This is a genomic window from Yeguia hominis (assembly GCF_014384705.1).
In the GTDB taxonomy this organism is placed as follows: Bacteria; Bacillota; Clostridia; order Oscillospirales; family Acutalibacteraceae; genus Yeguia; species Yeguia hominis.
In genome coordinates this window covers 141,917-161,617 of sequence record NZ_JACRSN010000004.1, presented here as the reverse complement: position 1 = coordinate 161,617, position 19,701 = coordinate 141,917, and the positions used below count along the sequence as shown (strand labels likewise).

At 57.3% G+C, this 19,701-nt stretch carries 14 protein-coding genes; 13 read left to right on the top strand and 1 reads right to left on the bottom strand.

The window, feature by feature from the left end; translation table 11 throughout:
• Nucleotides 1–85: 85 nt before the first annotated feature.
• From IAG03_RS04205 to IAG03_RS04155, 11 genes are all read left to right on the top strand, one after another.
• Nucleotides 86–1,483 (top strand): MATE family efflux transporter, encoded by a 1,398-nt coding sequence (locus IAG03_RS04205; RefSeq protein ID WP_249318574.1) that lies wholly within the window; start codon nucleotides 86–88, stop codon nucleotides 1,481–1,483.
• 382 nt (nucleotides 1,484–1,865) lie between these two features.
• Nucleotides 1,866–3,200: a phosphoenolpyruvate mutase gene (gene aepX, locus IAG03_RS04200; RefSeq protein WP_249318573.1), complete on the top strand. Its 1,335-nt coding sequence runs from the start codon at nucleotides 1,866–1,868 to the stop codon at nucleotides 3,198–3,200.
• Nucleotide 3,201: 1 nt separating this feature from the next.
• Nucleotides 3,202–4,323 carry a phosphonopyruvate decarboxylase gene (gene aepY, locus IAG03_RS04195; RefSeq protein ID WP_249318558.1) on the top strand — a complete coding sequence of 374 codons (1,122 nt, stop codon included), beginning with the start codon at nucleotides 3,202–3,204 and terminating at the stop codon, nucleotides 4,321–4,323.
• Entirely contained in the window at nucleotides 4,320–6,158 is a 1,839-nt protein-coding gene (locus IAG03_RS04190; protein WP_249318557.1) for an iron-containing alcohol dehydrogenase, read from the top strand. The genes aepY and IAG03_RS04190 overlap by 4 nt, the downstream gene beginning before the upstream one ends.
• A 429-nt stretch (nucleotides 6,159–6,587) precedes the next feature.
• A complete protein-coding gene (locus IAG03_RS04185) occupies nucleotides 6,588–7,073 on the top strand; it encodes a hypothetical protein (protein ID WP_249318556.1) in 486 nt (161 codons plus the stop codon).
• Between the two features lie 2 nt (nucleotides 7,074–7,075).
• Nucleotides 7,076–9,637, top strand: a complete 2,562-nt coding sequence (locus tag IAG03_RS04180) for a glycosyltransferase (RefSeq protein ID WP_249318555.1) — start codon at nucleotides 7,076–7,078, stop codon at nucleotides 9,635–9,637.
• Nucleotides 9,638–9,676: 39 nt separating this feature from the next.
• The gene (locus IAG03_RS04175; protein ID WP_249318554.1) at nucleotides 9,677–10,528 is read left to right on the top strand and encodes a LicD family protein; all 852 of its coding nucleotides are present in this window, start codon (nucleotides 9,677–9,679) and stop codon (nucleotides 10,526–10,528) included.
• A 579-nt stretch (nucleotides 10,529–11,107) separates the two neighbouring features.
• Nucleotides 11,108–12,229 carry an MGDG synthase family glycosyltransferase gene (locus IAG03_RS04170; protein WP_249318553.1) on the top strand — a complete coding sequence of 374 codons (1,122 nt, stop codon included), beginning with the start codon at nucleotides 11,108–11,110 and terminating at the stop codon, nucleotides 12,227–12,229.
• A 7-nt stretch (nucleotides 12,230–12,236) separates the two neighbouring features.
• Nucleotides 12,237–12,872 (top strand): glycerol-3-phosphate acyltransferase, encoded by a 636-nt coding sequence (locus IAG03_RS04165; protein WP_249318552.1) that lies wholly within the window; start codon nucleotides 12,237–12,239, stop codon nucleotides 12,870–12,872.
• A 35-nt stretch (nucleotides 12,873–12,907) separates the two neighbouring features.
• A complete protein-coding gene (locus IAG03_RS04160) occupies nucleotides 12,908–14,005 on the top strand; it encodes a DUF362 domain-containing protein (RefSeq protein ID WP_249318551.1) in 1,098 nt (365 codons plus the stop codon).
• A 1,728-nt stretch (nucleotides 14,006–15,733) separates the two neighbouring features.
• Nucleotides 15,734–16,429 carry an N-acetylmuramoyl-L-alanine amidase gene (locus IAG03_RS04155; RefSeq protein ID WP_249318550.1) on the top strand — a complete coding sequence of 232 codons (696 nt, stop codon included), beginning with the start codon at nucleotides 15,734–15,736 and terminating at the stop codon, nucleotides 16,427–16,429.
• Nucleotides 16,430–16,524: 95 nt separating this feature from the next.
• Here IAG03_RS04155 and hcp read toward each other — a convergent pair whose 3' ends face one another.
• Entirely contained in the window at nucleotides 16,525–18,096 is a 1,572-nt protein-coding gene (hcp, locus tag IAG03_RS04150; protein WP_249318549.1) for a hydroxylamine reductase, read from the bottom strand.
• Nucleotides 18,097–18,495: 399 nt separating this feature from the next.
• Between hcp and IAG03_RS04145 the strand changes: the two genes are divergently transcribed.
• Complete coding sequence (locus IAG03_RS04145) at nucleotides 18,496–18,765, top strand: hypothetical protein (RefSeq protein ID WP_249318548.1); 270 nt, start codon at nucleotides 18,496–18,498, stop codon at nucleotides 18,763–18,765.
• A gap of 161 nt (nucleotides 18,766–18,926) precedes the next feature.
• Nucleotides 18,927–19,127 (top strand): helix-turn-helix domain-containing protein, encoded by a 201-nt coding sequence (locus IAG03_RS04140; RefSeq protein WP_249318547.1) that lies wholly within the window; start codon nucleotides 18,927–18,929, stop codon nucleotides 19,125–19,127.
• Nucleotides 19,128–19,701 lie beyond the last annotated feature (574 nt).

Sequence of the window (19,701 nt, the reverse complement as noted above, 5' to 3'; positions counted from 1 at the left end):
TGCAGCTTGACCAATTTCGAAAATAGGTGCATAATAGACCTCGTGTGGAACGAAGAGTTCGTTCCGGAAAAGAAAGGACTTTTTGATGAAGATATTTCAGATGGACCGGCTGCTGTGCCGGATCCGGCCCGAAGGAAAGATCCCTTCGGAACAAGCGGTTTCTGTGCGCACGATGCAGCTTGCGTGGCCGGTGATTCTGGAATCGTTCCTGGCGGCGTTTGTCAGCATGATGGATACGGTTCTGGTCAGCGTTTTGGGCGCTTCTGCAATTGCTGCGGCTGCGCTGACAATTCAGCCCCGGCTTTTTGTCATCACGGGATTTCTCTCCCTGAATCTTGCGGTTTCTGCGGCAATTTCCCGCAAAATCCGGGAAGGCGACCGCGACGGCGCGAACCGGCTTCTGTTTCAGATGCTGCTGGTTGTTCTGACGCTGTCTGTGGCGCTGAGCGTGCTGTGCGTGGTTTTTGCCAATCCGATTCTCCGGGCGGTCGGGTCAAACGCCGATACGCACCGGGAGGGCGTTCTGTATTTCCAGACGGTGATGGGCTGCATGTGGCTGAACGTTGTTTCGCTGCTGATCAACGCTGCGCAGCGCGGTGCAGGAAACAGCAGAATGGCGGTGCGCACCAGCGCGATTTCCAATGTGGTCAATATTCTTTTTCACTATCTGCTAATCGGCGGAAAGTGCGGATTTCCGGCCCTCGGCGTCCACGGCGCCGCCATCGCGACGGTGATCGGCGCTGCGGTTGCATGCGGACTGAGCGTGTTTTCGCTCTTTCAGAAAAAAAGCCCTCTGCGCGTGTACGACGTGCGGGAGATCGAGTTGGAGATTTTTCCGCTTGAGACGGTTTTCCGCACAAGCGCCCGGCCGATTGCCGGACAGCTTCTCCAGCGCGCGGGGCTTTTGCTGGTTGCAGTTCTGGCTGCAAGCTTTGGGACAGAAGCATTTGCAGCGCACCAGATCACGCTCAATTTTATGGCGATTTCCTTTTCTTTCGGAGATGGCCTTTCGGTTGCTGCGCTTTCGCTGACGGGTGAGAGCCTGCAAAAAAGACGGACCGATCTTGCGCAGGTTTACGGCGCGGTCTGCAGACGCATCGGCGGCGTGTTTTCTCTTGCACTGGCGCTGATATTCCTGCTGTTCGGCAGGGAATTTTTCCGGCTGTATACCGGCAACGAGGCCGTTTTGGCGGACGGTGTCTCCATGATGCGGATGCTGGCGCCGATTGTGCTGCTGGAAATGCTGCAGACGGTATTTTCCGGCTGTCTGCGCGGTGCGGGGGATCTCCGGTTTCCGGCGGCGGTTTCGCTGGCAGGGACAGCGTTTGTCCGGCCGCTGCTTGCCTGGGTGTTTGCCTCCTGCGTGGGAATGGGGATTCTGGGCGTCTGGGTTGGACTTGCGGCCGATCAGGCAATCCGGTTTTTGCTGTTTGGGCTTCGCTACCGGAAAAAGCTGGGTATTTCTGCGTCCGGTGTTTCGTAAAATCCAAAAAAGCAGCGCTTCCGGCGTGTCCGGAGGCGCTTTTTTGCGCGGTTTGATGCGAAAAACCGGGGGCGCCGGCTGGCGTTTCGGCGTGCGGCGGCGCGTCGAAGTTGTCGTTTTGTCTTTTGGTCATTCTGTAAAAACATCATGACATATTTTATAGTAGTTGCATAATTTGGACAAATGTGGTAAGATAGGAACTGCCGGTTTTCCGGCTTCCGGATTTGATCGTTTCAGAAAATCGCATTTGGCCGGAATCCGGATGCGTATTTTCCGCAATCCGGTAAATAACAAAGAAAACAGGTACTCGATTCAGAACGGGAAAAGCGTTCCCGATTTTGCGAAGAAAAATGAATTGGAAAAGATAGGACAGGTGATTCTGATGACAGAAACCAACCATGCGGCCGCGCCGCGCAAAACCGTTTATATCGCGATTTCTTCCGATATCATCCACAGCGGACACATGAACGTGATTGAGGAAGGCGCAAAATACGGCGACGTCATCATCGGCCTTTTGACCGACGAGGCGATTGCAACCTACAAGCGGATGCCGATTCTGGATTATGAGACCCGGCGCAAAATTTTTGAGAATTTAAAGCCGGTTTCCCGCGTGGTCAAGCAGGAGACGCTCTCCTATGCGGAAAATCTGCGCAAGCTCCGGCCGGATTATGTGGTGCACGGAGACGACTGGAAGCTCGGCATTCAGTCCATGGTTCGGGCGGAGGTGCTGAAAATTCTCAAGGAATACGGCGGAGAGCTGATTGAAGTACCGTACACGAAAGGCGTGTCCGGAGAAGAGCTGGACGCGCGCCTGCGTCCGGTGCTCAATACGCCGGATGTCCGTCGGGCAAAGCTGCGCAAGATGCTCCGCCTCAAGCCCTATGTCCGCGTGATGGAGGCCTCCAACGGCCTTTCCGGGCTGATTGTCGAGAATGTCAAGGTCGAGGACGAGAAGAATATGTCGGTCAAGGAATATGACGCGATGTGGGTCAGCAGCCTGTGCGACTCGACATTTAAGGGCAAGCCGGATATCGAACTGGTCGACCTGACCAGCCGGATCAACACGATCAACGAGATCATGGAGGTCACCACAAAGCCGATCATTCTCGACGGCGATACCGGCGGACGGATCGAGCACTTTGTCTACAATGTCAAGACGCTGGAACGCCTCGGCGTCTCGGCGGTCATCATCGAGGACAAGACCGGCCTGAAACAGAATTCGCTCTTCGGCACGGACGCGGTGCAGACGCTGGACGACCCCTATGATTTTGCAAAGAAGATTCACGCCGGAAAACAGGCGCAGGTGACGCGGGACTTTATGATTATCGCCCGGCTGGAGAGCCTGATTGCCGGCGCAGGCATCGAGGATGCCATCCGGCGCGCGAAGATCTATGTCGGCGCAGGCGCGGACGGCATCATGATCCACAGCAAAGAGAAGGACGGCGCGGAGATCCGTGAATTTTTGCGCCGGTTCCGGGAGTTCTCTCCGGAGATTCCGGTGGTGCTGGTGCCGACCTCTTACAACCAGTTCTATGAGGATCAGCTGCATGAGATGGGCGCGAATATCATCATTCACGCGAATCATCTGCTGCGCAGCGCCTACCCGGCGATGCTCAAGACGGCGAAGAAAATCCTCGAATGCGGCAGAAGCAAGGAAGTGGACGCCGAAATTATGCCGATCAAAGAAGTGCTCACGCTGATTCCGGAGGAAAAATAACATGATCGATACCAAAGCCTTTTATGATACGCTCATCGCAAACGGACTCGACTTTTTTGCCGGCGTCCCGGATTCTTTGCTGAAAAACCTCTGCGCCTGCATCAAGGAGAACACGCCGGACAACCGCAACATCATCGCCGCCAACGAGGGCAACGCGATCGCCATTGCAAGCGGCTACCACATTGCGACCGGCAAGCTGGGCGTCGTGTATATGCAGAATTCCGGCCTCGGCAATACGGTCAATCCGCTGCTTTCGCTTGCGGATGAGGACGTTTACCGGATCCCGATGCTGCTGATTGTCGGCTGGCGCGGAGAGCCGGGCGTCAAAGATGAGCCGCAGCACAAAAAGCAGGGCAAGCTGACGCTGCCGCTGCTCGAGACGATGGGCATTCCCTACTGGGTGCTCGGAGACGATCCTCCGGCGCAGATTGCGGCCTGCCTTGCCTATCTCAAAGAGGAGGGCAAGCCGGCGGCGCTCGTGATCCGCAAGGGAACCTTCAGTCCGTATGCGCTCGAAAAAGCGCCCGACCGGTACTTCATCCGGCGTGAGGAAGCGCTGGAGACGATCTTGTCGGAGATGGAACCGGACGCGTTTCTCGTCTCCACAACCGGCAAGACCTCCCGGGAAATTTTTGAAATTCGCGAACGCCGGGGAGAGGGGCACGCCCACGACTTTTTGACGGTCGGGTCGATGGGGCACACCGCCTCGATTGCGCTTGGCATGTCGATCGGCAGCGACCGGCCGGTCTACTGCATCGACGGAGACGGCTCCTTCCTGATGCATATGGGCGGCATGGGCATTGCCGCCAAAAATGCAGGAGCGCAGTTCCGGTATGTGCTCATCAATAACGGCGCGCACGAATCGGTCGGCGGACAGCCGACCATCGCCTTTGACATCGACGTGGAGGCGGTGCTGCGTGCGGTCGGATTTGCCTATGTCGAACATGCGGAGCATCCGGAGGAGATCGAGCGGGCGCTTCGGCGTCTGAAAGCAGAGCCGCACGGCGCGCTGGTCATCGCCGTCAACCAGGGCTCACGGGACGACCTCGGCCGGCCGACCGTATCGCCGGAAGAGAACAAGCGAGCCATGATGGCCGCTTTTGCAGGGGGAGACGGCAAATGAAAGCAGTCATTTTCAATTCCGGCCTCGGCAACCGGATGGGGGAATTTACAAAGACCCACCACAAATCGATGGCGCGCCTGCAAAACGGCGAGACGATTTTTGGCCGGCAGATCCGGATTTTGCGCGATTTCGGCATCCGTGAATTTGTTGTGACCACCGGCCCGTTCGCAGAGCAGCTGCACGCGGTCAGCGAAGCATTTCCGGATGTTTCGTTCACGTTTGTGCCGAACCCGATTTACGATCAGACGAACTATATCTATTCGATGTACCTGGCGCGGGAATATTTGCAGGACGACCTGCTGCTTCTGCACGGGGATCTCGTCTTTAATGAACACCTGATTGCGCGCATGCTGCAGGATCCGTCGCCGGATCTCGGCATGGTCAGCCGCGAAAAGCCGCAGCCTGAAAAAGATTTTAAGGCGCGCGTGAAAAACGGGGAAATTCAAGAGGTCTCCATCCATATTTTTGACAAGGACTGTTTCGCGTTCCAGGCGCTGTATAAACTCAGCCGGGCAACGGCGGCTGCGTGGCTTGCGCGCGTCTGCGACTTTATTGCGGCGGGCAACGACAAGGTCTACGCGGAAAATGCATTCAATGAGATTTTGCCGTCGCTGCATGTCCGGGCATTCTCCTATGCGGGGGATTATGTCGACGAGGTGGACAACCTTGCGGACCTTGCGCGCGTATCGGCGGAGATCCGGCCGTTTGATTTTGCCGGACAGAAGATCGCTTCGGACGTAAATGCCGGTGAACAGATCGGGAAGATTTTAGAGCAGTGCGGCGCCAGACGGCCGATGCTCGTCTGCGGACATTCTTTTGCGAAGAGCTTTTTGCGCGAAGAACTGAAAGCGCTGCCGGTTTCCTTTGTGAAATTTACGGAGTTCAGCCCGAATCCGAAGCTTTCCGAGATTGAGAAAGGCCTTGCGCTGTTCCGGAAAGAACACTGCGACATGGTCGTTTCCGTCGGCGGCGGCAGCGCCATCGACACCGCAAAATGCATCCAGCTTTTCGCGGCGCTTCCGGAAGGCGAGGCGCTGATCCGCAAAACGTATCCCTATACGGCGGTGCGGCATCTCGCGGTGCCGACAACCGCCGGAACGGGCAGTGAATCGACCCGGTTCAGCGTGATTTATGTAAACGGAGAAAAGCATTCCGTGGCGCATGACTGCATCCTGCCGAATTTCGTGGTGCTGGATTCGCGTTTGCTCAAAAGCCTGCCGGAATACCAGAAAAAAGCGACCTTCCTCGACGCGCTTTGCCAGTGCATCGAGGCGGTCTGGTCGGTGAACAGCAGCGCGCCCTGCCGCGCCTATGCGCAGAAAGGCATGCAGCTTTTGCTCGAAAATTGGGAAGCCTATCTGTGTGGGGACGAGGCGGCTTCGAGGAAGGTTCTCCTGGGCGCCAATTATAGCGGCCGGGCGATCAATCTTTCGCAGACGACAGCCGCGCACGCGATGAGCTACAAGATGACCTCGCTTTACGGCATTGCGCACGGCCACGCGGTGGCGCTCTGCCTGCCGCAGGTCTGGAAATACCTGCTGGCACACCGGTCGGAATCGGCTTTGCCGCCGGAGCATCTTGCGTCGGCGTTTGCCGTGTATGAACAGGCGTTCCACGCAGCGACGCCCGAAGACGCCGAAGCGGCGTTTGAGACGCTGCTTGCCAAAATGGAGCTTGCGGTTCCGGCGCTCGGCGGGCCGGAAAATCTCGAAACGCTGGTTGCGGCGGTCAATCCGGAGCGTCTCGGGAACAGTCCGGTTCCGATGGATGCCGATGCGATCCGCGCACTGTACCGCGCCGTCTTTGCGGCCGGGACCCCCCCGCAGAACGCGTGACGGACGGCACATTCCAAAACAGAACAGGCGGCCGGGATCCGATACGGCCGCGGTTCTTGACAGCAACTGCCGTCAAAAAAGCCCACTTTAAACGAAAATTTACAATAATGGCCAATTTGACCACGCTATGCTGTCTGGCCGAAAAAACACGCATTTTGCGGCCGCACCATCCGCGAAACGGGTAGGACGCCGCAAAGTGCGCGGCTGGGTTTCGGCGGTGCGAAAGGCGCGCGGTCAATCGCGGCTGCGAATCAAAAAGCGTATTTCGGCCGTCTGCCGGTCTATATCGCCGCTGCGCCATGCGGAGCGGTTACTGCGGGGCAGGCGGTGTGAAACCACAGCGCTTCCGGAAGCGGCGAAATGCCCGCTGGCAAACCCGCGGATCAAATGCCGGGAATATAAGTGCAGAGAAATTTTGCCGGCGGTGCTGTGAGCGATTCCTGTTCGAAAAGTGCGCGTGTGATTCCGGTTCGAAAATTGGTGCAGCACCATCCGCGAAACGAGCCGGACGCCGCAAAGTACGCGGCTGCGTTCCGGCGGTGCGAAAAAGCACGCAGTTCCGGTGCAGCACCATCCGCGAAACGGGTAGGACGCCGCAAAGTGCGCGGCTGGGTTCCGGCGGTGCGAAAAAGCACGCAGTTCCGGTGCCGCACCATCCGCGAAACGAGCCGGACGCCGCAAAGTACGCGGCTGGGTTCCGGCGGTGCGAAAGGCGCGCGGTCAATCGCGGCTGCGAATCAAAAAGCGTATTTCGGCCGGCTGCCGATTTATATCGCCGCCGGGTCATGCGGAACGAGCGCCGGCGGCTGCGAAAGGCATGCGGCAAACACCCGGCGCGAAATTTCAGCCTTTTCCGTTCATCCTTCATACATCCGGGCCGGACGCAGTTCGGACGATTCCACAGAGGAGGCGTAGCCTTGTTTTCCAAACGTACGTTAAAAAAAGTTCTTCCGGAGCCGGTGGCCAATAAGCTGATCGCGCTTGCAAAGCGGATTTATCCCGGCCGGACGGCGCTGCGGTATTCCCGGTACTATCACCGGTACCGCTTAAATCCGCACATGGTCTTTTACGAGGCGCACGGCGGCGCGGGCATGGTGTGCAATCCGTATGCGCTCTTTCTCGCGTTTTTGCAGCGTCCGGATTTCCGGGAGTATCACCATATCTGGGCCATTGAGGACGAGGAAGAACTGCTTCTCCTGCAGGCGGAATATGCGGCGTATCCGAATGTCCGGTTCGTCCGCAAAAATTCCAAGCAGTACCTGCGCGCGATTACCGAAGCCAAATACCTCATCAACAACACCTCGTTTTCTTCGTATTTTGCGAAAAAGCCCGGACAGGTGTTCATCGATACCTGGCACAGCATTACCGTGAAAACCCTCGGGTTCGACGTTCCGGACGGCCGGATCTCGAGCGGAAACATGCTGCGCAACCTGCTCATGGCGGACTATATCCTCTCGGCAAACCGCTTTACCACAAAGGTTTTCCGGGAATCCTATAAGCTGGACGGCCTTTACGAGGGCATGATCCTCGAGACCGGCCATCCCCGCAACGATCTGGTGGTCGGCTCTGCACGCGAGACGGTGCTCCGAAAGCTTGCGGCGCGCGGCGTTTCGGTGGATCCAAACAAGAAAATCATCCTGTATGCGCCGACCTGGCGCGGGACCAGCTTTTCAAACCCGACCGTCGACATCGACAAGTATACGTCCTTTGTCGAGACGGTGATGCGCCGGATCGACACCGCGCAGTACCAGATCCTCGTCAAGCCGCATCAGGCGGTTTACAAGCATCTGAGCGCCGAAGAAAAGGCCAGCGGGAAATATGTTCCGCGTTCGATCGACGCCAATGCGCTTTTATCGGCGGTCGATCTTCTCGTTTCCGACTATTCCAGCATTTATTTTGATTTTATGCTCACAGAACGTCCGATTTTATTTTACATTCCGGACCTGGAGCGGTATAATGAATATCGCGGCCTGTATTTCACGACGGACGATCTGCCCGGCCCTGCGACCGACTCCGCAGAACAGATTGCGGACTGGATTTGCAGCATCGGCAAGGTTCAGGCGGACTACCGGGCGCGCTATCAGGAGACAAAGGCCTGGGCGTGCGAATTTGACGACGGACAGGTTTCCAAGCGTGTGCTGGAGGTCGTCTTTGACGGCGCGGCGCACGGCAATCAGATTACGGACTTCCGGACGCCGAAAAAGAAGGTGCTCTTTTATGCCGGCGCATTGGATGTCAACGGCGTAACGAGCTCTGCGCTGAGCTTGCTGCGGAAGGTCGATTACGAGAAGTTCGATTTTTCGATGATCGTCTTTAACGCGCAGAAAAAGCCCGTGATGGAGAGCATCCTGAAAATTGACCCCCATGTGCGGGTCTTTAACCGCTGCGGCGCTGCAGCCGCGACGCTCTCTGAAGATTTCCGCGACCAGATGGTCCGCAAGGGCGGCCTCTGCGGCTGGCGCAAAAAAGTGTTTCCCAAGTCGCTCTACCAGCGGGAATTTGTGCGCTGCTTCGGCAACGTGCACTTCGATTACGTGGTGGATTTTTCCGGCTACGGGGTCTTTTTCCCGTTTTTGATGATGCAGGCGGAAGGCGCAAAGCGCATGATCTGGCAGCACAACGACCTCTACCACGATATGCAGAACGCCGACAAGCGTAAGCTGAAGAATTACCGCTCGAACAAGATCTCGCTCGAGGGACTGGTTTCGCTCTATCCGTATTTTGACAAGGTGGTCTCCTGCAGCCGGTCGGTGATGCGTCTCAACCGCGAAAATCTCTCTACGCCGGAAACGTACGCGAAATTCACCTATGCGACGAATACCATGGATCCCGCGCGCATTCTCGGCGCGATCGGGGACCCGCTTTTAACCCTCGACGGCACCGACTATATTCCGATCCGCGAACCGCTTGGCGGCGGTGCGCTGAAGCTGACGCTCTATCCCGATTATCAGCGGCAGCATCTGCCGGACGCTTCGGACGGCGCAGTTTTTGTGACTATGGGACGGCTCTCTCCGGAAAAGAACCACGAAAATCTCATCCGGGCGTTCCAGCGCGTTTGCCAGACACACCCGGAAAGCCGGCTCTATATCATCGGCGACGGCATGCTCCGGACGCGCCTTCGGCGCCTTTGCGACCGGCTCGGGCTTTCGGACCGCGTGATTTTCACGGGGAATCTGTCAAATCCGTTTGCCATCATGCGCCGCTGCGACTGCTTTGTGTTTCCCTCACGCTATGAGGGCCAGGGCCTTGTGGTGCTGGAAGCGCGCATTTTGGGGCTTCCGCTTCTCGTGAGCAATTTCTCGGTGGTCGAGGATGTCTGTGTTCCGGACGGCCAGCTGGTGGTCGGCATGGAGGAGGACGACCTGTACGAAGGTCTCTGCGCCTATTTCCGCGGCGAGGTTCCGCGGGACTATCAGTTTGATGTTGAAAAATATAACCGAAAGGCATATGCCGAATTTGAACACCTGTTTCTTTCGTAAAACGACGGAAGAACCAGCAGATGGAAAGGAAAGAACCCTATGCGTTTTCAGCAGCCGACTCCCTCTTCGCAGGAAGAACAGGCCATTTTGGAAGAAATCCATGCACTTCAGGACATTGAACTCGAGATTTTGCTCGATGTCGACCGGTTTTGCCGGGAAAACGGCATCACGTACTTTCTCGGAGAAGGGACCCTGCTGGGCGCAATCCGCCATCACGGGTTTATTCCGTGGGACGACGATGTCGATGTCATCATGAAACGGGCCGATTATGAGCGTTTTTTGCAGCTTGCGCCGGAGGGGCTCGGCAAACAATATGAGGTGCAGCACCCGACGACGGTCGAAAACTACTGGTCGCCGTTTATCAAGGTGCGGCTGATCGACGGCGCGCCGGCGTACCGGCAGTCGCATATTGCGCACCTGACGGATCACAACGGGCCGTATATCGACATTTTCCCGATGGAATATGTGCCGAAAAAGGAAAGCTTCGGCCAGACCGTGCAGAGCCTGTATATACGGTTTCTGCGCGGAATCCTTTCGCTCAAGCTGCACCTGCATCCGCCCAAGGGCGCAAGACAATATGTGATGCGCGCGCTTTCGGTCTTTTACAGCGTGCCGCGGATCCACAAATGCCTGCAAAAGGAATTTACAAAGTATGGCCCGAACCCGCAGCCGTATATCGCCACGCTGGCGAGCTATCATCCGCTTTCGTGCCAGACGGTTCCGGCTTCGGTGTATGACAAGGCGGTCGACGTGCCGTTTGAAGGGCATATGCTGCCGGTCCCCTGCGGCTATGAGACGCTGCTGACCACGATTTACGGCGACTATATGACGCCGCCGCCGGAGGATCAGCGCGTCATTAAGCACCATTTTTACGCCGACGACGGAGAATAAGACGGGTGTTGCGGCAGATGCGCCGGAAAAAGGCGCGGCGCTGCACAGACGGAGGCTTTTCTTTCCGGAATGGCGGCCGGTTTTTCAAGCTGTATGGATAAAAGCCTATATGAATCAAAGCGCGGTGCTCCTGCAAAAGAGCGCCGTGCTTTTTCTTCTGAATTGCAAGTTTTAAGAATGCCGACTTTTGTGAGCGGGTTTTCTTTCGGCGGCCCCGGAATGCGCCGGCCTGTCCGGCGTATTCGGTCTGCTGCGTCGGCTTCGGTGTGAACGCGCCGGGCAACCGAAATGGAAGCAGAATCCCGCAAAGACGGCGTTCGGCCGCATTTCATGTTTTCGCAAGCCGAAGGCGGACGGAGACGGTTTCGGCTTGCGCAAAAGGTGCGGCGATTCGGCAGGAATCCGTCGGGGTGCGGTTTGCTTTTTTGTTGCAAACCGATCGGGGGCAAAATCCGTAAAACCGCCGGGGCAGAGCCGGAATGCCGGACACAACTTTTCCCAAAAAAGAGGATTGCAGGTTTTCCATTTTGATGTATAATAGAAGCAAAAGAAAGCAAAAGAGCATTTGGGAGGTCTTGCATGCAAAAGAAGATTTTAGTCCTCTCCTGTAATACCGGGCAGGGGCACAATTCTGCTGCGCAGGCGGTCACCGAGGCATTTCTGGCGCACGGCGCAGATTGTCAGAGACAGGACGCGCTCTCGTTTGCCGGCGAAAATGTTTCGCGCGTGATCTCGAAATCGTATATCGGCGTTGCAGTCAAGGCGCCGCGTTTTTTTCATCTCTTATATGAGGCGGGCGGTTTTATCAGTTCGGACAAACACCGCTCGATCGTGTACGCCGTCAACTGCGCGTATGCCGGCGCGCTTTGCGAATATATCCGGGCGGAAAAATTTGACGCGGTGATTGCGCCGCACCTGTTTCCGGCGGAGGCGCTGACCCATATGCGCAAGCACGACATGACGCAGGTGCACTGGTATGCGGTTGCGACCGACTATACCTGTATTCCGTTTTGGGAAGAGACGGCGCCGGACCGGTTTTTCATTCCGCACGCGTCGCTTGCGCAGGAATTTCTGGATCGCGGCATTCCGCAGGAGCGCCTTTGCGCAACGGGCATTCCGGTGCGCCGGGCGTTTCAGGAGAAAGCTGCCAAACAGGAGGCGCGCGCCCGGCTTTCGCTTTCTGCGGAGGGAAAACTGTATCTGATCATGAGCGGCAGCATGGGGTTCGGCAACCTCGGCAAACTCATCGACCCACTTTTGGCGGCCTGCGGTGAGCACGACCATGTGGCGGTGATTTGCGGCAACAATGCGTCGCTGAAAGGAGCGCTTGCCGCGCGGTATGCGCAGCAAACGCAGCTGACGCTCATCGGGTATACCGAAGAGGCGGCGCTGTATATGGATGCCTGCGATGTGCTTCTGACGAAGCCGGGCGGCCTGACAAGCACAGAGGCGGCGGTGAAGAATGTGCCGCTCGTGCACACGGCGCCGATTCCGGGCTGTGAGACCTGCAACCGGAATTTCTTCGGGCAGCACGGGCTTTCCATTAGCGGAGAGACGCCGGAGGAGTGTGCGGCGGCAGCGGTGGCGCTTGCCTGGGATGCACAGCGGCAAAGCCGCATGCTCAGCGCGCAGCGGGAATGGATCAACCCCAAGGCGGCCGATGAAATCTGCGAATTTGTGCTTGCACAGTGCGGGGGGTAACGCGGAAATGATCTGGCAGTATTTGCTGTTTATGGCTATGGGATTTCTTTCCGGAAGCGTCCTTTACAGCTATCTGCTTCCGAAGTGGCTGCGCGGAATCGACATTCTTGCGCTGAGCGACGATCAAAATCCCGGGACAGCCAACGCGATGAAGTTTGCCGGTGCGCCGGTCGGATTTCTGTGTCTGTTTATGGATTTATTGAAGGGCTTTCTGCCGGTGTGGCTTGCGCTGCATACGCTTTCGCCGTTCCATCCGCTGTTTTCGCTGGTGTTGGCGGCGCCTGCGCTGGGACATGCTTTTTCGCCGATTCTGCAGGGCAAAGGCGGCAAGGCGATTGCCGTCTCCTTCGGCACGCTGCTGGCATTTTTGCCGGATTTTATTCTGCTCTTACTGTTAGCCGGCTTTTATATTTTCTTTTCGGTGATTTTGGTCATCCATCCGAACGAGCGCCGGACGGTCGCGACGTTTCTGCTTTTTGCAGCGGCGCAGATCTTTTTGCCGCATCCGATTCCGGTCAAAATCGGCATGCTGCTCATCGCGGATGTGGTGATCTACAAAAATTGGCGGGATGCATTCGGAAAAGCGCCTTCTGAAGAACCGGAGGCGCCCGAACCGGTTCCGCCGGATAAAATGGCATTCTGATTGTAAAAAAAACGCAAATGACGGAGGGCGTTCAATTGGCATCCAAAATTTTATTTGCGCCGATGGCGTACACGCGCTATGAGGCAAACCAGACGCTGCCCGCGAAGTTTGAGCGGATGCTCCGGCAGTCGGGCCTCGCAGAAAAGGTCGACGGCAAATCGATCGCAATCAAGATGCACGTCGGGGACGGCATCACCTATTCGACGATTCATCCGGTATTCGTGCGGACACTCGTAGATTTTCTCAAAGCGCACGGCGGAGAACCGTTCATCACGGATCATTATGTCTATTCCCGGCATCCGGAACGGCGCGGGTACACGGAAAACAATCTCGGATGTCCGGTTCTGGACGATTGCGGGCATCTCGGCAAGTATTTTTATCCGAAAGAGGTCGATTACCGGTCGCTGCGGCACGTCGATGTTGCCGGGCTGATCCACGACGCCGATATGATGATCGACTTTTCACATATCAAAGGGCACGGAAGCTGCGGCTTCGGCGGCGCCTGCAAGAACATCGCGATGGGCTGCGTTACCGACCGCACGCGCCACGAGATCCATTCGCTGGAGGGCGGACTCGTTTGGGACGAAGCGCGTTGTGTACACTGCGGAAAGTGCATTCCGGCCTGCAACCACCACGCGAATTCATTCTCGGAGCCGCACAACAAGGGCAGCTATCAGGTCAACTATCACCACTGCACCATGTGCCAGCACTGCCTCAAAGTTTGTCCGGCGCACGCGATTACGCTCGATTCGCACGATTACGCGGACTTTCAGATGGGCATGGCGGTCTGCACCAAAGCGGTGCTCGATACCTTTGCGCCGGGAAATGTCTATTACATCAGCATCCTGACGCAGATCACGGCGCTGTGCGACTGTTGGGGCATGACGACGCCGTCGCTGGTTCCGGATATCGGCATCATGGCCGGAGAGGATATTGTCGCGATTGAGCGCGCGTGCATCGATGCCATCAAGATGGAAAATCTGATCCCGGAGGGCATTCCGCAGGGCATGGAGCTCAGCGGGGAGGGTCATCTCTTCCAGCAGCTGCACGGGAAAAATCCGTTTGTCCAGCTGGAATGTCTCGAAAAGGTCGGACTGGGCACGCAGGACTATGAACTTGTGACGGTAAAATAAATTTGCGCAGCCGCCGCGCGCGTGCAGGTTTTTGGCTTTGGCGCGCCGCACGGGCCTTGTATGCGGCTGTGGGGCGCAATCCGGCGCAAGCTGGATTTATGCAGCATGGGACAGGACGAAAATGATTTTGCGCCCTGCGCCGGCTGGAAAGGCCGGTCTGCGTGTATGGTTAAAAGCGTGCCAGCACGCAGCGCATTTGCGGGCGCATCATTGCGGCGCAGCGCATCTCGCCGCGTTCCCAAGGCCGAAAGTACCCGGTTGTCCGGCGTGACAGGGCTGCCGTGCAGCGTCCTGCAGTGTTCCGTGTGGCAAGAGGTAGAAAGCGTCGCGTGACGGCGCCGGTTGTCCGGCGTGACAGGGCTGCTATGCAGCGTCCCGCAGTGTTCCGCGCGGCAAGGCCAAAACAGCACGCAGCGTATTTGCGGGCGCATCATTGCGGCGCAGCGCATCTCGCCGCGTTCCCAAGGCCGAAAACACCCGGTTGTCCGGCGTGGCAGGGCTGCTATGCGGCGTCCTGCAGTGTTCCGTGTGACAAGAGATAGAAAGCGTCGCGTGACGGCGCCGGTTGTCCGGCGTGACAGGGTTGCTATGCAGCGTCCCGCAGTGTTCCGCGCGGCAAGGCCAAAACAGCACGCAGCGTATTTGCGGGCGCATCATTGCGGCGCAGCGTATCTCGCCGCGTTCCCAAGGCCGAAAGTACCCGGTTGTCCGGCGTGACAGGGCTGCTATGCGGCGTCATGCAGTGTTCCGCGCGGCGAGGCCAAAACAGCACGCAGCGTATTTGCGGGCGCATCATTGCGGCGCAGCGCATCTCGCCGTGTTCCCAAGGCCGAAAGTACCCGGTTGTCCGGCGTGGCAGGGCTGCCGTGCAGCGTCCTGCAGTGTTCCGCGCGGCAAGGCCAAAACAGCACGCAGCGTATTTGCGGGCGCATCATTGCGGCGCAGCGTATCTCGCCGCGTTCCCAAGGCCGAAAGCACCCGGTTGTCCGGCGTGGCAGGGCTGCCGTGCAGCGTCCTGCAGTGTTCCGCGCGGCAAGGCCAAAACAGCACGCAGCGTATTTGCGGGCGCATCATTACGGCGCAGCGTATCTCGCCGCGTTCCCAAGGCCGAAAGCACCCGGTTGTCCGGCGTGACAGGGCTGCCGTGCAGCGTCCTGCAGTGTTCCGCGCGACGGAGCCACAAGACCTACGTAACCGCGTCATCGGTTGTGTTCGATCGGCGGCCGCCGCGCTGCACAGAACCGCGCAAAGCGCGGATCGAGGAGAACCCGGCTGCAGTTTTTGCCTAAAAACGCGCTGCGTTTTAGCCGGCCGGATGATTTACAGCGTTTGGCAGCGTCTCCTACATTCGAGACGGTACTTAAAACTCAAAACAGAGAACCTCCGTGTGGATGCTTTTCCATACGGAGGTTCTTTTTGTGCGGCGGCTTTTCAGGCGGGTTCGTGCGGAGCTGCCCGGGAACCGTCAGCGCGCGGCTCTTAAAAGCGCAAAGCGGCGCCGTGCGGCCGGGCGGCGCGCCCTGCATCCATAAAGCGGCCTGTTCGGGCAGCAAACCGGCAAGCCGGCGCATAGTATGGATTGGACCGTTTATGCAAATGGGGGCACTGGGTCGGACGACCAGTCCCGATACGGGAAAGAAAACGCCCGCGTTTGTAAAAAAAGGTTCCTGCCGGTTTGGCGTCTGCAAAGCGCGGGAAACCGGCAAGCATCCGAAAAGGAGGGAAACCATGGCAGTTAAAATTTATCTTTCGCCGAGCAACCAGAACGGGAACCGCTACGCATATGGCAGCACCAATGAAATGGAGCAGTGCAACCGAATTGCGGCGGCAGCGGAAAAACATCTTCGGCGCAATGGGTATGAAGTGAAACGCGCACCGAAGGGACAGGATATGACGCAGTCCATCCGGGAATCAAACGCATGGGGCGCAGCGCTGCATCTTGCCATCCACACCAATGCGGGCGGCGGTTCCGGGCCGCTGGTAATGGTCTATTCCAAAGCGCCGGGCAACCTGAAGTATGCACAGCCGGTTTATGATGCGCTGCTAACCCGTTCCGCACGAAAAAAGGGGTACGGCGTGCGGGTTGGTACCGAGATGACGGCGGGAAATTATATGCCGGCAGAACTCAGCGGGACAAATGCGGTTGCGGTTTACTGTGAATGCGAGTTCCACGATCAGGAACCGCTTGCCAAGTGGATCGTCGCGAATGTTGACGGGCTGGGTGAAGCCATTGCGAAGGGAATTTGCAAGGCGGACAACCGAACCTATCAGCCGGAAAAACCGTCGGTGCCGAAAGCGTCCCAGACGGTTTACCGCGTGCAGGTCGGCGCCTTTTACGAAAAAGCAAATGCGGATGCCCTGGCAAAGCGTCTGAAACAGGACGGATACAAACCGATTGTGAAGGCGGATACGCTGAGATCCTGACAATTTTTTGCGCCCGGCCGTAACCGAACAGTCGGGCGCAAAGACGGGGCTATCCTGCACAGCGCATAGAAAGACCGGATGCGGCGCGGGAACGCCTATTTCCGGCCTAAAATAGCGTCGAGATCCTGCTCCGGCGCGGTGGTCGGCTGCAGGCCGTAGGCATCAACGAGGGTTTTTACGACGGTTTCCGACAAAAAGGCGGGCATCGTCGGGCCGAGGTACATATTTTTGACGCCGAGTGCGAGCAGCGTCAGCAGAATGCAGACCGCCTTCTGTTCATACCAGGAGAGCACCAGCGTCAACGGAAGCGCATTTACCGTACAGCCGAAGGCATCTGCCAGCGCCAGCGCGACCTTGACGGCGCTGTAGGCGTCGTTGCACTGTCCCATGTCCATGATGCGCGGGAACCCGCCGATTTCGCCGAGATCGAGGTCGTTAAAGCGGTATTTTCCGCAGGCAAGCGTCAGAACGAGGGTGTCCATCGGCGTTTGCTTGACGAATTCCGTGTAGTAGTTCCGGCCCGGATGTGCGCCGTCGCAGCCGCCGACGAGGAAAATGTGCCGGATTTTTCCGGCGCGGATGGCATCGAGAATCGCGCCGGCATTGGCAAGGACTGTGCCGTGCGCGAAGCCGGTCGTCAGCATATGGCCGCCGTTGATGCCGCTCATGCTGCGGTCGTGCGCATATCCGCCGAGCGCGCGCGCCTGTTCGATGAGCGGGGTAAAGTCTTTCCGGCCGTTTGCGTCTGCCGCAATATGGCGCAGACCCGCATAGCCGACGACCGAGGTCGTATAGACGCGGTCCTGGTAGCTTGGGCGCGGCGGCATCAGGCAGTTGGTGGTAAACAGGATCGGCGCGGGGAGATCCGCAAATTCCTTTTGCTGGCTCTGCCAGGCGGTGCCGAAGTTTCCGGCAAGATGCGGGTATTTTTTCAGCTCCGGATACCCGTGCGCGGGCAGCATTTCGCAGTGCGTGTAGATGTTGATGCCGGTTCCGGCGGTCTGCTCCAAAAGCTGCGAGAGGTCGTCAAGATCATGGCCGGAGACAACGATGAACGGTCCGGCCTTGATGTCGACGTTCACCCTCGTCGGCACCGGCGTCCCGAACGAGCCGGTGTTTGCCTGATCGAGCAGTTCCATGCACCGGAAATTGATCTTGCCGAATTCGAGAATCAGCGCGAGCCATTCTTCGACCGTGTGGGATTCCGCGACGGCGCAAAGGCCTTTTACAAACCAGTCGCTGACTTCCGGATCCTCATAGCCGAGATTGAAGGCGTGGTGCGCGTAGGCGGCCATGCCCTTCATGCCGAAAAGCAGCGTGGAGCGCAGCGAGACGAGGTCTGTTTCGCCGTGCCAGAGTTCGAGATCCGGCGCTTCTTTTCCGCCGCATGCGGTTCGCTCTGCGATGACCCGCTCGGTAAAATTGCGGATTGCATCGTTGTCAAAATTGACGTTCGTGAGCGTGGTGAAGAGGCCGTCGATCAGCAGCCGCTTCGCGTTGTCGGTGTAGACGCCGGCCTGCCTTGAAGCTATCGCAAGCCCGATCAATTCGCGGATGAGCGTATCCTGCAAATTGGCGGTTTCCGGCTGCTTTCCGCAGACACCGGTGCGCACACAGCCCTTGTTTCCGGCGGTCTGCTGACACTGAAAGCAAAACATATCGGACAAAAAACCATCCCCTTTTGTGTTTTTCCTATTTTTTGCAGCCGCGATTTCTTTTATACAGAAAAGCGGCGCATGCCAAAAAAGAGGAATTCGCGGTGCGCTGGAGTTCTGCTGCTTCTCCCCGATCAAGAGAACTTGGAGCGTTGCGGTGCAAAAACGCCCTTGCAACGGGAAGTTTGGAGCGTGCGGCGCGCATCAGGCTGTGCGGTGCACTTGGCTTACAGAGAGCGCTTTTTGCGCGTGTTGCGGACTCGCGATACGCGGAATTTGTCGGGGTATGGAAAGAAAGTACGGGAAGGGGCGCTTTTGGGGAAAGCAAGGCTGCGGCGTTTTTGCAAGACGTTCCTCCAGCGACTGAACTTTTTGGCTCTGCTCCAATAAAAGCTCCAAGAGCTCCGTGCGGTGCAGTTTGCGGAGATCATTTTTTTGCATGGCGGGTTCCTCCCAGGTATGGCCGGATTTCCAAAAAAAGGGGGCAGTGGATTCCCATCCGGCTGCCCCCAAGACCAGTCTTACAAACACATCATTCTAAAAAGCTTCTATCGTGTTTCAACTGCGAGTAAGAAAAAGAAAGGCCGCAAGAACGACACACTAGAAAAGTTAATTCTTGCGACCGCAATCCTTAGCCTGATCAAAGCGTTAATCGATCTGATTAACAATCTGACCGGGTAAGTCAAGGGGGCAAACCCCCTTGACTAAAGGATAATCTTTTCAAGGCTCATTGTCAATATAAAAAAGGAGGAAATCATGGAGAATATCAATTTAATTGTTGATGTACTGCTAATTATTTCTAATGCTGCTCTGATTGTAGCATGCTTAAGGAGGTGGAAAAGATGAATATTAGCGCAAGTATTAAGGCGAAACGGCTTGAATGTGGGCTAACGCAAAAAGAATTGGCCGATAAAGTGGGCGTTGATCAATCTATGATCTGCCAGATTGAGCGGGGGACGAAAAGCCCGACGCTGGCCCTTAGCGTAGAAATTGCCGCCGCGCTGGGCTGTGACGTGTGCGAGTTTACAAAAGATATCGCGTAACAGTTTGCGGCCGCACTATTGACAAACGCGCACTGCCGATGGCGGTTTCATCGGCAGACGGCTCCAAATTTGTTTACCCGGGACGCATTGCAGGATTCAACGGAACCTATCTCTCGCGAAACAGAAACTGGTGCTCCCCTTAATGTTTCCGCGAGTAAAACCACTTTTCGGAAAACGGAACCCAAGGCAGACTGCGATGGGTTAGGGCAGAGCAGTGCGCGACAGTTAAGGCGGAGCAGTGCGCGGCGGTTAGGGCGGAGCAGGCGCGATGGTTTGGGGCAGAACAGCGCGCAGCGAGTGTCTTTCAGAGAGACGCAGGAAGGCTGGGAAGGTTCCGCGGCGCCCGGCCATATTTCGGGAACGCTTTTTCGGAAAACGGAACCCAAGGCAGACTGCGATGGTTTAGGGCAGAGCAGCGCGCGGCGGTTAAGGCAGAGCAGTACGCGACGGTTAGGGGCAGAACAGCGCGCGGCGGTTTTTTCAGGGACGGCTTTTCAGAAAGCAGATTTCAAAGCGGCCTGCGGCGATTGAAGCGGAGCAGCGCGCGGCGGTTAGGGCAAGGCAGGCGTGTGGC

Coding starts and splice junctions, on each gene's coding strand:
- IAG03_RS04205 (WP_249318574.1), top strand. CDS start 86: ATGAAGATATTTCAGATGGACCGGCTGCTGTGCCGGATCCGGCCCGAA.
- aepX (WP_249318573.1), top strand. CDS start 1,866: ATGACAGAAACCAACCATGCGGCCGCGCCGCGCAAAACCGTTTATATC.
- aepY (WP_249318558.1), top strand. CDS start 3,202: ATGATCGATACCAAAGCCTTTTATGATACGCTCATCGCAAACGGACTC.
- IAG03_RS04190 (WP_249318557.1), top strand. CDS start 4,320: ATGAAAGCAGTCATTTTCAATTCCGGCCTCGGCAACCGGATGGGGGAA.
- IAG03_RS04175 (WP_249318554.1), top strand. CDS start 9,677: ATGCGTTTTCAGCAGCCGACTCCCTCTTCGCAGGAAGAACAGGCCATT.
- IAG03_RS04170 (WP_249318553.1), top strand. CDS start 11,108: ATGCAAAAGAAGATTTTAGTCCTCTCCTGTAATACCGGGCAGGGGCAC.
- IAG03_RS04165 (WP_249318552.1), top strand. CDS start 12,237: ATGATCTGGCAGTATTTGCTGTTTATGGCTATGGGATTTCTTTCCGGA.
- IAG03_RS04155 (WP_249318550.1), top strand. CDS start 15,734: ATGGCAGTTAAAATTTATCTTTCGCCGAGCAACCAGAACGGGAACCGC.
- IAG03_RS04140 (WP_249318547.1), top strand. CDS start 18,927: ATGAATATTAGCGCAAGTATTAAGGCGAAACGGCTTGAATGTGGGCTA.